This is a genomic window from Bacillus sp. FSL K6-1338 (genome assembly GCF_038006965.1).
Lineage (GTDB): Bacteria > Bacillota > Bacilli > Bacillales > Bacillaceae_G > Bacillus_A > Bacillus_A thuringiensis_S.
In genome coordinates this window covers 310,150-324,024 of the sequence record NZ_JBBOWI010000002.1, presented here as the reverse complement: position 1 = coordinate 324,024, position 13,875 = coordinate 310,150, and the positions used below count along the sequence as shown (strand labels likewise).

Below are 13,875 nucleotides of genomic sequence, written 5' to 3'. Positions count from 1 at the left end.
TGAGGTCTCGAAACTCATATTTTATGACTAATAATCACTTTAATCTTAAAACATCTTAATATTACAATGACGTACAGTGTTTCATTATAGTCGAATATTCTTATATGGTGAATCGTTCTATTTCACTCATTTGCATAAAAATAAAAGGCTATTTTATCCTTATACAAATGAGTGAGAACATACTGTATTTCATGCTATTTATCTAAGAAAATTTAACTGGGAAATGGATGTTATACACCCCCTAGTCATCTATTGTTTGATTCAACTAATGTATAGAAAATAGGTGGATTCACCTCAAATTTTATATACATTCATATATTTTCTGGTATTATCCCTCCTTCTGTATAAATCCGATAGCACTTCTTATTAGATATCTTTATAAATAACGTTAATCCTTGTTCTCTTTCTGTCACTTTTGCAGTCCACTTTAACGCTTGTGCCTCTTCTACTTCTGATTTTCACTATTAACAAAAAGCACAATTGTTCAAGTTCTAGAAATGTCATTCATGTTCTCACTTAGCATTTACTTCTCCATCCAAATTCTTTTAGACCGATGTAACAAATAAATTGTAAACACTGACAGACCCTTTTCTAATGTAATTTCCTTTGTGAGAGTAGTAATACGCTCTTACTCCTTACTAATCATCCTGCATTCCCTTGGTCAGCAAGAAACAAGACGTTTCACCAATACATTTCCCCTCTCAATTATTCAAATGAATCGCACTTAAACTAGCCCTTTACGAATTTGTTTTTTTCTTTTTCTTCTATGTATTGAAATTAAATAAAATTTTTCCGCTAAATCATTTTTATATGCATAATCATCTACCAGATTTCTAATTGCAATAAAAAAGGAAGCTCCAAGTATTCATATCACTTAGTTCTTCCTTTTCCCCTGTATAAACTACCATCACATGATTTATATCGTAGTTCTTCATTTGCACTCCCTAATAACTTATCTATATCAATCAATATATCATCCGGCTCTTTAGATTACTCTTTTAGATCAACTAATACTATTCAAACATTATTTTATTTCATTTTGTTATGAATCATAAATAATCCCACCTGCAACTTGAAAACAACATAAAAAGGACTTCTTCAAGTCGATTAAAAATGTGCATAACAAAATAAGCCATATATGCACTAATCGGCTCAAAGAAGCCCTTTCAAAATTGAAACAAGAACACAACTTGCTTCTGCAACTCAACCACAACACATAAGGCGTGGGAATAAACGGAATTCAACAATAACAATATACCTATATATTATACAATTTAGATTTTTGTATCAAGAATTTTTTTATTATCTTTAGTCATTTGTCAGATGTTATACAATCAATAAGCATTATCTAATAAGTTAATTCCAAGATCAAATATTATAATATTAATAGTAATCACCAGTGAAGTTTTACTAATAATGATAAATAAAAGACGCCAACTAGCGTCTTTTATTTACTCTTCCATATTTTGATTTTTCAATAATTCAAATTCCTATCTATGAAATATACTCCTCGTACCATTTAGCTTTTTTAGTTTACACTTTACACTCTTTTTCTTCATCTCACTCTTGTATTTCTTCGTACATACGCTGCCTTTCTTTGTTAACAGCTCTAATTTGATCGTAATCGTAGTCAATCGATTCCCTTTCTTCTGTTCTACGTTGTATTTCTTCGTATATACGCTGCTGCTCCTTGTAAGCTGCATCCCCCTGATCGTAATCAATTAATTCCTGTTCTTCGCCCCTAATTTGTCTTTTTCGCTCTTCTCTCTTTTGTTGTAGTTGATATCTTCTATATGCCTTCTTATCAGTAATTTTTTCACAGTCGTGCGCTAGCTCCTTCGTTTCGTCATGTCCATGTCCGCAAAAATCGTTTGGAATTATAGCACTAGATTTCTTAACAGATTCAGGATTAGGGTCTTCATGTTCTTTGCTAGCCTTCTCATCTTTAACTGCAGTATTGCTAAGACCATCTTGCTCTTTGTTCGTTACATTTCTATTAGAATCAAACTTTATAGTCATCGAACCGTGTCCACCGTGACCTAAATATATGTAGATAGAGAACAATTTAGTTGTTTCGCTGGATCCAGGCTTTCCTGCTATCTCTATGACTTTGTCCGCAGGCATTCCAACCTTGATTTGATTATACTGTTCTAGTGATACTGTTGATCCGTCTTCATGCACATCTTTATAATGCGGATATTTGTCATTGGTTTCCTCATCTTTATTCTTAGATTCCTCCACTTGTTGTACCTTTTTTTCTTCTTAGGTTCTTCTGTACCCTCTTTGGCCTTAGGCGGATTGGACTTCTCCCCTTCGATCTTAGGGGGATTAGACTTCTCCTCTTCGACCTTTGCGACTTCTATAGAGTCTTGTTTCTTATATGGATCGTAATCCCCATCTTCCTTTACAGAGCAGGCACTGAAAATTGAAACAGACGTTGCACTTAATATAAGTAATTTGTTTAATAATTTCGTATTAAATTTCATAATATTATTCCCCCGTTACATATATTGAATTGACTCCTTATGCTTCTCCCTATAAACGCTATTCTTCCCATACGCACATAGACTCTTATATAACTTTGCGTAAGCCTCTTTGATATTCATTACAGATCACTTTTTGGCTATAGTACTTGTATAACGCCATAACATTTCAAGTTGATTAGTGTCACCCCAAAGTTAGCGTCTCTGTCATTATTCGCACTCTATTTCTATCAAATATCTTAATTACGTATCTTATTCCCCGGAAAGATTCATATATAAAACGTAATTCATTATTTAACTTACTCCAATAATCATCGGCTAAACGTTCAATTAGTTATATGTAATTTTTATCCTTCTTTCATACAAATTACTTTATATTACATTATATTAATGTATTCTCATCCTATTAGCAAATATTGTTAATCTATTCAACATTGATATAAGGGGAAAAATGAATAAGTGGAATTTTTAAGAGTGAAGATAAAATTTCGCTCGCTAATTCACATAATTTTCACGCATTAAAGCATGTTGATATTTGTTATATAATGAAACCAAGTCTTAAGTAAGATAGTTTCCCTGTTACGAGTAATGAGATAGTTTGTTTCACCTTTTTATATTATCAAAAAAAGAACTTGTAGTGATGCCTACAAGTTCTTTTTGCATTTTTTATGATTTTAACCAAGAAGAAACATACCAAAATGAAGATGAATTAAGTGATGATTAATAAAGCCTATAAATTTCGAATCTACCCACACCTAGCACAAGCAATTCTAGGCAACAAAGTTAATGTTATCTCTTTATTATCAAGCGAAGGTTTTATAGTACCCTCAGAACGAAATTTTGTGCTAACTTGTAACAATACAGCTCATTTTTTCGTTTTAAGGTATTTCATAATATGGGCTGGATGGGTATGTATAGTGACCTCTGCTTAATTATCACAAAAACATTAGCCTCTAATTGCATACACGCTAATTACGATGATTTCCCAATTCCAGCACCATAATGAATCTCTCCTTCTCCTCTTTTCATCAGTATTGATAGGTAATAGAGGGGCCAGTCACAAAAACAGGTTGTGAAGAAAGTCTTCTTCACAACCTGAGAGTAAGTTATATATCCAAATATGACCTATTCTTTTAAGTATTTAGTCTTTTATAATCTGTTATAATCGATATAACTAGAGTCATAATAAATCCACTGACCTGTTCCAATTCTTAGCCAACCATTCTTTTCTTCATATACTGTAACTTTTTCGCCTTTACTTGTCTTTCTAACAATAGAATAGTTTGTACCTGACCCGCTTCGAACATTTACCCCAATACCATTAATTTGAGCCGTTCCAACTACCTTTTCAACACTACCATTTTCAATTACTTGTAGCATATTTAGAATGAATGTTGCTGTTTCACCACGAGTTGTTGTTCCTTTAGGGTCGTATTGATTTTCACCCTTACCTTTGACAATACCTAAGCCATACAATCTTTGTACATCTTCTTTATAGCTAATTTGGTCTTTGTCTGAGAATGGTAGGTTTACAACTGGTCCCCATATACCTTTATACTGTAAAGCCTTGTTTACAATAATTGCTGATTCTTCTCTTGTAATAGGTGTGTTTGGGTCAAAATAACCATCTCCTCTACCTTGAATGATACCTGCACTTGCAGTACGTTTAATACCATCTCGTAAAGTTGAATTTGCATCGTTTAGGTCTTTAAATGAAGCATCTCCCGCTGGCAGGTTTAGAGAGTTAGAGATTAATTGAGCAAATTCGGCTCTTGTTATCGCTCTATTGGGTGCGAAAACCCCGTTTCCTTCCCCTATCATAATACCCCTTCTATTTAACTCTCGAATAGCTTCTTCATACCAACCTCCTGTAATGTCATCTTTTGGTTGATAAAGATTATTATAATACCCCTCAACACTATTTACGAATACATCCCATTGCCCATTATTAATCATGTTAGCAGGACAGATTTTACCGCTCCATTTTTGGTGTTTTACAATATTATTTAACGGTACACCAGTTTCTTTCATTAAATAAGCTACAAGTTTCTTAGCGTTATCTACCGCTTTACTGTAGTTTCCGTCACTGTTAACTGCAATTTCAATTGCAATAGATTCTCTATTACCTGGACCATCACCGTCTCCTGCGTGCCATCCGTTCTCGTTTAATGGTAGATGTTGATAAATCTCTTTATCGTCTACTGTAAAATGCCACGATGCAGCTCGGTCCGTGTTCCCTACTGCTTGGTTATATAGGTATTGAGCATGGTTTCTAGCACCTGCTCCTACACTTGTATTATCAGTCTCATGAATTGTAATATACTTTGGACTCATGTAGTTTTGAGGACGAATATTATCGTTACCTGCTGGAACAATCCATTCAGTGAATGGAACACCGTTTATTGTACTAGAGGTGCTAGGTGATATGGGAGACAGACTACGTTTTGTTCTGTTTGAATTGTTAGGAACAGTTAATGTGCCTGTTTCTTCATGAATACCCTCTGAGCGTTGAAGACTATCTGCTTTCTTATTGTCGACAGTACCTCCACCACGTCCGTCTACCTCTTCAAAACTAGCTTCAATACTTTTTAAAGCCTGTTCATCTGTTGTTTGAATTTGGTCTGTGTTCTCTTGCACTTGAAGGCTTGTAGATTGCTTATTGTTTACTGATTGTTGTTCCTCTGCAAACGATACCAATGGTGAAGATAATACCGTTAATCCTGCCGTGAATGCTACTACTTTTTTATTAAATTTAATGTTCATTTCTAATTTGGTATATCTCACTATCTTAATAGATATACCTTCCTCCTTGTACTTCTTTTAGTTCGAATGATAGTTTAAATATTGGTAGCCTGAACCTTCAAAATGACGGATTGATTTTACATTTCATATGTCAAACCGACATCTATAAGTCCTACATGAAATGTCAGTACTTTAGAATTATAACACAGCACGGTTGCAGTCATCCCAGGACTCTTACAAGTAATCTCCTAATCTTGTACATAATGATAGTATGAATCTAAAAAAGGGGCATTATCACATCGCTATCAATCTAAGGTTTTACACTACCCATAAAGTAAAAAATACGTTATCCTTTCTGTGGAATTATAGGAAAGGATGGCATATTTTTTCTTTATGACTCTTTCGATTCTTGACGAACTTCAACCGATTGCTGAAGAATTACAGCAGCATATGTCTCCTCATGTTCTATAAAACCTAGTCAAAGAAAAAGGATTTGTACAACGAAAAAGTAAATATCAAGCACAGGAGTTAGTTGCTTTATATGTATGGCTATTATATACCAAACGTACATTCAATGGATAGTGACGTAACACTTTATGTATGTCGAACAATTAAGATAGCTCCTTGCCATCCCTTTTTCAAAGCCAATTCATCTCCCACCTACTCACTTGGCTTTGACCCTTCACGCTCCTTGAGGAAGGAGTCTTCTTGGCTAAAATGATAAATTATACTATTAAATTCTTAACAGTTATTATTATGGAATCGACAATTGCAACAAATTTTCTTCTCTAAATCTCTGCTTAAAGTGCTGGGATTTTTATTTTTGCACGTGCATTTCCTTTTCTTCTTCACACGTTTCAGATAACACCAATAGTAAAGATTAGGTCCTTCATATCCCATTGATCGTCTATACAGAGTTTTAATTAACTTGCTACATTCCGGACGTTCTTCTATATCATATTTCACGATATTTCCACCACTTAATACTACACATGCGCCTTCCATTACATACAGCATCCCAACTTATTCTTTTATTATTTTGAAAGTACTGTTGAAACGATTGAAGGTTAATATAAAAACATATTATCTTTAAGTCCACTTATAAAAATAAGTGGACTTTTTTATATAACAATTATTAGAATTTTCTGTATTAATTTTCTAAAGTTTTATTCAGAGGTTATTATTATCATATTCAGAATTATATAAAAGTGTCAAAAAGATAGATATATGCAAAAAAATGGAATATGTGAAATTAGGGATGGGGAGTGTTATTTTTGAAAAAGAAAGTTTTATCTTCAACACTAGCTTTATCTATGGCTTTAGGGACATTTGCGACATTAGGTACGCCACGTACATATGCAGCAGAACAAAAAATTCAATACAACCAAGAATTCCAGACACCATCTTATATTGGGGAAGAGTGGAAAGCGCCGAAAGGACTAGATAAAAAAGAAACGGTGTTCGAGTATTTAAAAAGTAAGAAAGAAATGTTTAAATTAGCAGGAAATATGGAAAAGCACTTTGAAATTGTATCTGAAGAGAAAGATGAAAAGACAAATACAACGCATGTGAAATTAGTTGAGACGCATAACAATGTGCCCGTTTATGGATCGGATCAAACGATTGCACTTGATGAAAATAACAATGTAAAAGCATTTTTTGGACAGGTTGTTCCTGATGTGGCTGGTAAAAACATCCCAGCTGAACCCAACATCTCACAAGAAGAAGCTGAGAAAATTGCAAAAGCAGATATCGAGAAAGAAATTGGAAAAGTAGAGGATTACGATAGTATCAAAAAAGATTTATTTGTATATGAGAAAGACGGCAATTACTACTTATCATATTTAGTAAAAGCTTCTATTTCTAAGCCAGAACCAGGATATTGGCATTATTTCATTAATGCGACAAATGGAAATGTTATCAATAAATATAATGCAATCGATCATATGGAAGGCTTCGGTTATGGCGTACTCGGACAAAGAACTTCATTTAAAATTGAGCAAAATAAAACAGGTTCATATCATTTGTTGGATGGTACACGAGGGAATGGAATTCATACTCTTGACGCAAGAAATTCCTCTGTACCATGGCTGTATGAGGAATGGGAAAGATCTCGCTTCACAGGTTGGGAAGTAGTAAGTGAATCAAAAATGTTCCAGGATAAAGCTGCAGTTGATGCCCACGTAAATACAGCAAAAGTATACGATTATTTCAAAAAAACATTTGACCGTAACTCGTTTGATAATAAAGGGGCAAAATTAATTTCAACTGTTCATGTCGGCGATCAATGGAACAATGCAGCTTGGAATGGAAGACAAATGCTATATGGGGATGGGGATGGCGAAATATTCTTACCGTACTCCGCAAGTTTAGATGTTATTGCTCATGAGTTAACGCATGCAGTAACAGAGCATTCTGCGAATTTAGTATATGAAAACGAACCAGGTGCACTGAACGAATCTATATCTGATATTTTTGGAGCGATGGTAGACCGTGATGACTGGCAGCTTGGTGAGGATATTTATACACCAGACACCGATGGGGATGCGCTCCGCTCTTTAAGTGACCCAACATCAATTTCAATTCCACCAAGTCCAATGCATGATTTTCCAGATCATTACCCAGATCATTACAGCAAGCTTTACACTGGTGAGTTGGATTACGGTGGTGTTCATATTAACAGTAGTATAAACAATAAAGCGGCATATTTAATTGCTGAAGGCGGAACACATTATGGAGTATCAGTAAAAGGCGTTGGCCGCGAAGCAACGGAGAAAATTTATTATCGTGCACTTACAAAATATTTAACAGCAAATTCGAACTTTAGCATGATGCGTCAAGCTGCAATTCAATCAGCAAAAGATTTATATGGTGAGAACTCGAAAGAAGTACAGGCAGTAACGAAGGCTTATGATGCAATTGGTGTAAAGTAAGATATAAAAAAGATCTGATATTATTATGTCAGGTCTTTTTTATATCTTATTTATTAACACCTAAACTCACTATGAGAAACTATATATATGTAAAATGATAAAGACATTCATATAGCTAGGACCCTCAGCTTGATAATATGGTAAAATGAACTCCTTTTGCAGCATGAACAACACAATTTGACGGCATATGTGAAATCATTAAGGAGGAAAACAAATTAACTCGGCCGATAAAAGAACTGATTGAGAACATGTTATTATATTCTTTATTATCTGAAGTAAAAATACTAATTACATATTAATAAGATGGTTATTTTCTCTTTAGCTATTTTAAAGTTGTTGGTATTGACCAACAAAATAGTGCTGCTATATATATATCTATCTTATTCATATTATTTTATATTTTAAATCTATATCTTTTTGCTCCAAATGTCCTTCAGTAAGTTCATCAATCTTATCTACATGTTACAAAATCTTTTCATTATGAGTAATAATAATTTTGGTTTAAGGAATATGAAATAAATTATTAATTACATAATCTGCTGTTTCCCCATCTAAATAATAGTAGGTTCATCTAAAATTAAAATGGGATATTTTTCAATAATACACATAATATAACTAATATTTGTCCATCCGATAAATTCATTCAATCTTCGGATATAACAACATCATTTATTCTTTGAAATTGAATATAATTACTTAGATTTAATTTTTGAATAGAATTTTGTGTTTTTAAATGATTATATCTAATATCGTAATAATCTAAATTCCCCAAAATCCCTTCTAAAGAGCACTTCATCTTGAAGCATTAACCCGATTTTCTTTCTAAATTCATCACTCTTCTATTGTTTAACATTTTGCCTATCTATTAAAATATCACCATTATCAGGATCAAGTATTTTTAATAGCAAATCAACTAAAGGCGATTCCCCACTACCACTTTTTCCAGTAATCACAATACTTTCATGTTTATTAATATCTAAATTTAAATTTTATCATTTTAGCCAAGAAGACTCCTTCCTCAAGGAGCGTGAAGGGTCACAGCCCAGTGAGTAGGCGGGAGATGAATTGGCTTCGAACAAGGAATGGCAGGAAGCCATCCCTTGTTCGACATACAGAAAGTGTTACTCCACTACCTATCGAATGTATGCTCGGTGTATAATAGTCATATACCGAAATGGAGGTGAATCAAATAATGATTAATAAAGCCTATAAGTTTCGTATCTATCCAAATCAGGCACAAGCAATTCTAATCAATAAAACAATTGGGTGTTCTCGCTGGAATAAACAACGAGTAAAGGTAGCTAGAATTCATGAATACATATCCAATGCTAGAAAAGATTACTTGGACAAAATTTCAACTGAAATCATCAAAAACCACGATGTTATCGGTATAGAGGATTTGCAAGTATCGAATATGTTAAAGAATCATAAGTTAGCAAAAGCAATTAGTGAGGTATCTTGGTCGCAATTTCGATCCATGTTAGAATACAAAGCAAAATGGTATGGCAAACAAGTCATTGTCGTATCGAAAACATTTGCTTCCAGCCAATTATGTTCTTGTTGTGGATATCAAAATAAAGACGTTAAAAATCTAAACCTACGTGAATGGGGCTGTCCTTCTTGTTGTACACACCATGATAGGGATATTAACGCAAGTATCAATCTAAAAAATGAAGCGATAAGGCTTCTAACCGCAAGGACTGCGGGGTTAGCCTAATCAATTAGAGTTCGATAGAACTCTTTACTTAGGAATCCCTCACTTCTAAACGAAGTGAAAGTGGGGTTAGTTCAAAACTATTAACTATAATATACCCTTTCAAGAAATTTTAAAAAGGTTGAAGTAGGCAAAAAAATATTTTCCGGAATAATTAGATTAATTCCTCTTTTTTGTATATTTATGTTAAATTATTGTTATCACTACAAATTTATTGAATAATTTTAATACTCTCCCCTTTGTACTATGGTAATATGTTGTTCACAATACATATTACCACTATAATTGCAAACATATATAAACCCATATTTAGAATTTTTAAGATTCTTTCATAGCATTAAGATATTTTTTACCTTTTAGTTTGTTTATTCTTAATTTTTAAACTAAAATAATATATATTGGTAATAATTAAATAAAATGCCAATAATTATAGGAAGGAGAAAATTATGAAGAGCATTGTATTATTTGATGGTGATTGTAATTTCTGTAATCAGAGTATTCAATTCATTATTAAGAGGGATCCTAAAGGATATTTTCAATTTGCATCGCTTCAAAGTGCATTAGGTAAAACATTATTAAAAAGGTATGAAATAGACGAAACAATAGACAGCATAGTATTAATAGATAAAAATAATAGTTATATTAAATCAGATGCCATACTAAACATTTGTAGAAATTTGAAAGGTATATGGAAGATTTTCACTCTTTTTATATTAATTCCGAGGCCAATTCGAAACTTTTGCTATGAAAAATTCGCAAAAAATAGATACCGATGGTTTGGTAAACAAGAACATTGTATGTTACCGTCACCAGAAGTAAGAAAAAGATTTCTGGATTAATTCCGAAAATCTTCAAACTTTATATTATATTGTTAATCTTATCAAAATAAATACGCTATTCTTTCTTGCAAATTAAAGGAAGGAATAGTGTTTTTTAACTTTTTCACAATATTTTCAAATCCTACTTTACTCTCTAATTCTCCGTTATATCCCAGCGTGGATGCTCCTGTAATATAGTCAATTTCTACGAACTTATAATATTCTATCCCTAAAAAAATATCTCTAGAAATTACCGAAAGTGAACAAACATGTTTTTGTTAATACATATCCACCTTTTTACCCCTTAAGTCACCTTCGAACTTTACATGGAACAAAAAAGAAGAGAGATTTCTCCCCTCTTCACCAACAAAGGGGATTAAAATGTGTGTGAAGTCAAATGAGTAGTTTTGGTTATTCCACACACAAACAGGTCTTTTTAGAATCAAAACAATTTTATATTTACTCTTTTTCACTTTTGTAGAAAACACACTTTTCGTATCTTTAATCGCTTGATTTTTAACTACACTTGGAAGGTTGACTTCAATATCCTTTGTATTTTTCTTCGTGCTTTTTTTCACTTCAACCATTTCAGATACCAGTGTATTAATGAGTTTAATATAATCAGAACTACTTTGTTCCAATAGCCTAATTTGTTCTTTTGTCGAAAGCACTTTAACTTTGACCGTGACATTCCCAGCCGTAAAAATAAAATAGGAACGTGCCCACAGGCTTGGCAAAAAGCACGAGATGAGAAAACTATTCTCTTAAACGCTTCGACATCACTCTTATTAATCACCTCAATAGTGTATCAATATTATAATAGGAATAGCATCCAAAAATCTCCCTAACAATATAAATCCTCCCTCTCCAATTCCCCTTAATCTGAGCAATTGGTACATCCTTACTGTTCTTTTTGTTTTTATCATCACCTTTTCAAATCATCTTCATATGTTGTATATAGATATCTCCTTTCGTATTGCAATGATGCCTCTTTCAAGTCCTAATGTACGCCGTACAAAGAGCACTTTTGAAAAGTGCTCTTTGTACTTTGTAATACACTCCCTCTATAATAAAGTAATTTTAATGTATGAATAATTTACAGCTGCCTTGTAGTATGAATTGTAACTATTTGCACACACTATAATTGGAAGGCTTGAATCATTGTCATTGAAAAATGTTCAGCGCTTCCGCTCCTTAAGAGAACAGTCTACGCAACTGTTCTCTTTTCCTTTTTTACAAAAAAACAGGACAAGCACAGTTAACTACGCTACGATTAATTGCATTGCAACATTCTCATCGTTTCCTCAACAATTTCTCAATATTTTTCAAGGACAATAGCACACTTCCTCAACCTTAATAATATCTTAATATTAAATACTGCAAGGAGGCGCTAGAAAATGACTTGGTTCATTATTTTAGGATTTATGCTTATTTTAAGTATAGGCGGCTTTCACCCACATAGTATTCATATCATTTTCAAAATAGATTCAGATACAAAAGCTATGCCAAATTGGTCTTTCGTTAATAAAATAAACTTTCGAACATTTAAAGAGTTGTTAAAAAACCCAAACAGGAATAAACTCAAAAGCCTTACCATAGGAGAGCTGTTTATCCCTTTAAGTCTATTCAATAAATTATTTGGCAAAACATTAATTTTTTTAATCCTATTCTTCTATTCTCAATTCTTAAACTAAATATAATATGAGATGAGTAAAAGAATAGCAGTCGCCGACCATAACAAACAACAGACCGCCTATTACAGACGGTCTGTTTTATAACAAATTGACTATATCAATAGAATAAGGATATCTTAATTATTCATAATATTCTTATTATTAATAAAAAAAATCGTAGTTACATATAAGCTATCTATTTCCTGTTATTATCAGATTAAGCCTTTACAGAGAAAAGGGGGATATTATGACTGTTCAAGAAAAAAGTAATAAGCAATTGATGGAATTATTAAATGAATGGTATGAAAAAATTCGTTTATATCATGTAAAAGAAGCAAAACAAACACATCTACAAGTAAAAGAAAGCTTAAAAGTAATAGAAACTGATCCATATTTATCATTTTATTACTCACTACTAGATTTTAGATATAAAGTCTTGGTAGATGGAGTGAGTATTACAAAAGATTCCTTTAAGAATATAGAAAAACCCCCTAATATCGAAGAGGAATATTTATTTTTATCTTATTATTATCATTTCTTTAAGGCAATCCACTTTACAATTATAGCAAATTATAATGAAGCGAAAACACATTATGAAAAGGCAAAGAAACTTTTACCCTATATACCTAACGAAATAGAAAAAGCCGAGTTTGAATATAGAGTTTCAACTTACTGTTATCAATCTTATCAACCATTTGAAGCGATTCAGCATGTAGTAAAGGCCTAAGAAATATACCTAGACCATGTAGGTTATGGAATCAATATTGCTTTATGCGACAATGTATTTGGTTTAGCATGTATAGATCTAAGAGAATTTGAAAAAGCGGAAGAATGTCTCAATACGGTTATTGATGTTTTTAATAAGTATGATGAAGAACATTTATTATTAAGAGCACGTTACAATTTAGGCTGGTTATATAATATTCAAGATTTATATCCATTGGCGATCCGACAAAGTTCTGAAATTATAAATAAAATACCGAATCATTTTAAAGCATTATTTGTCTTAGCAAGAGCATATTATAAATTAGAAGGCATTGAAACAGCTAAATCATATATCGAGCAAGGAATAAACTATACGAATAAAGCAGGAAATGAGGAATATAAGCACCGTTTTGCAGTATTAAATGAACTACTCACAGAATTACCTAGAATTAAACTAGAAAAAGTAGTGACTGATGCAATTTCTTATTTTGAAAAAGAAGAAATGTGGGATTGTGTAAAAGAATATGCAGAGGTTTTAGCACTTCAATTTTATGAGGCAGATAACCATGTTAAGGCAAGCAAATATTTCTATATTAGCAGTAATGCTGGTAAGAAACATTTGAAAAAAGGAGCGTTAAAGTGATGAAAAAAATAAAAAAGATTGTATTAAGTATGGTAGTAATAAGTGCATTAGCATGTGGCATGAATAGTTTACATTCACCTCAACAATCTTCTAATGGTGGAGATACACCAGCACCAACAATACCTAGTGTCTCTGTAGAAGTATCTATTGATTAATGTAATACA

7 protein-coding genes and 6 pseudogenes are annotated in these 13,875 nt (G+C 32.5%); 9 read left to right on the top strand and 4 right to left on the bottom strand.

Annotation, left to right across the window (positions count from 1 at the left end; translation table 11 throughout):
- Window positions 1-1,560: 1,560 nt before the first annotated feature.
- A pseudogene (locus NZ044_RS28405) lies at window positions 1,561-2,486 on the bottom strand (hypothetical protein).
- A 710-nt stretch (window positions 2,487-3,196) separates the two neighbouring features.
- On the opposite strand from NZ044_RS28405, the pseudogene NZ044_RS30925 reads away from it, so the two are divergent.
- A pseudogene (locus NZ044_RS30925) lies at window positions 3,197-3,265 on the top strand (helix-turn-helix domain-containing protein); the annotation flags it as partial.
- A 367-nt stretch (window positions 3,266-3,632) separates the two neighbouring features.
- Here the strand turns inward: NZ044_RS30925 and NZ044_RS28400 are convergent.
- A complete protein-coding gene (locus NZ044_RS28400; protein WP_170265038.1) occupies window positions 3,633-5,246 on the bottom strand; it encodes an S-layer homology domain-containing protein in 1,614 nt (537 codons plus the stop codon).
- A gap of 372 nt (window positions 5,247-5,618) precedes the next feature.
- Here NZ044_RS28400 and NZ044_RS28395 point away from each other — a divergent pair.
- The 3 genes and pseudogenes from NZ044_RS28395 to NZ044_RS28385 form a co-directional block, all read left to right on the top strand.
- Window positions 5,619-5,777 (top strand): annotated as a pseudogene (locus NZ044_RS28395) (IS4 family transposase); the annotation flags it as partial.
- Window positions 5,778-6,499: 722 nt separating this feature from the next.
- Window positions 6,500-8,158 carry a M4 family metallopeptidase gene (locus tag NZ044_RS28390; RefSeq protein ID WP_170265040.1) on the top strand — a complete coding sequence of 553 codons (1,659 nt, stop codon included), beginning with the start codon at window positions 6,500-6,502 and terminating at the stop codon, window positions 8,156-8,158.
- Window positions 8,159-8,343: 185 nt separating this feature from the next.
- Window positions 8,344-8,598, top strand: a pseudogene (locus tag NZ044_RS28385) (hypothetical protein).
- 399 nt (window positions 8,599-8,997) lie between these two features.
- On the opposite strand, the gene NZ044_RS28380 reads toward NZ044_RS28385, so the two are convergent.
- On the bottom strand, window positions 8,998-9,111 hold the full coding sequence (locus tag NZ044_RS28380; protein WP_021729497.1) for an ATP-binding cassette domain-containing protein: 114 nt from the start codon (window positions 9,109-9,111) through the stop codon (window positions 8,998-9,000).
- Window positions 9,112-9,332: 221 nt separating this feature from the next.
- Here NZ044_RS28380 and NZ044_RS28375 point away from each other — a divergent pair, with 221 nt between their 5' ends.
- Window positions 9,333-9,875: an RNA-guided endonuclease TnpB family protein gene (locus NZ044_RS28375; RefSeq protein WP_277515191.1), complete on the top strand. Its 543-nt coding sequence runs from the start codon at window positions 9,333-9,335 to the stop codon at window positions 9,873-9,875.
- A 443-nt stretch (window positions 9,876-10,318) separates the two neighbouring features.
- A complete protein-coding gene (locus tag NZ044_RS28370) occupies window positions 10,319-10,711 on the top strand; it encodes a thiol-disulfide oxidoreductase DCC family protein (protein WP_021728638.1) in 393 nt (130 codons plus the stop codon).
- A gap of 344 nt (window positions 10,712-11,055) precedes the next feature.
- On the opposite strand, the pseudogene NZ044_RS28365 reads toward NZ044_RS28370, so the two are convergent.
- Window positions 11,056-11,397, bottom strand: a pseudogene (locus tag NZ044_RS28365) (RNA-guided endonuclease TnpB family protein); the annotation flags it as partial.
- A 690-nt stretch (window positions 11,398-12,087) separates the two neighbouring features.
- On the opposite strand from NZ044_RS28365, the gene NZ044_RS28360 reads away from it, so the two are divergent.
- From NZ044_RS28360 to NZ044_RS28350, 3 genes and pseudogenes are all read left to right on the top strand, one after another.
- Window positions 12,088-12,384, top strand: coding sequence for a hypothetical protein (locus NZ044_RS28360; RefSeq protein ID WP_088346263.1), 297 nt, complete (start codon window positions 12,088-12,090; stop codon window positions 12,382-12,384).
- Window positions 12,385-12,610: 226 nt separating this feature from the next.
- Window positions 12,611-13,711, top strand: a pseudogene (locus NZ044_RS28355) (response regulator aspartate phosphatase).
- Complete coding sequence (locus NZ044_RS28350) at window positions 13,711-13,866, top strand: Phr family secreted Rap phosphatase inhibitor (protein ID WP_170264884.1); 156 nt, start codon at window positions 13,711-13,713, stop codon at window positions 13,864-13,866. Before NZ044_RS28355 ends, NZ044_RS28350 begins: the two are co-directional and overlap by 1 nt.
- The last annotated feature ends 9 nt before the right edge of the window (window positions 13,867-13,875 follow it).

Excerpts from the sequence above, each read along its gene's own strand:
- NZ044_RS28375 (WP_277515191.1), top strand. The coding sequence starts at position 9,333 with ATGGAGGTGAATCAAATAATGATTAATAAAGCCTATAAGTTTCGTATC.
- NZ044_RS28370 (WP_021728638.1), top strand. The coding sequence starts at position 10,319 with ATGAAGAGCATTGTATTATTTGATGGTGATTGTAATTTCTGTAATCAG.
- NZ044_RS28400 (WP_170265038.1), bottom strand. The coding sequence starts at position 5,246 with ATGAACATTAAATTTAATAAAAAAGTAGTAGCATTCACGGCAGGATTA.
- NZ044_RS28350 (WP_170264884.1), top strand. The coding sequence starts at position 13,711 with ATGAAAAAAATAAAAAAGATTGTATTAAGTATGGTAGTAATAAGTGCA.
- NZ044_RS28360 (WP_088346263.1), top strand. The coding sequence starts at position 12,088 with ATGACTTGGTTCATTATTTTAGGATTTATGCTTATTTTAAGTATAGGC.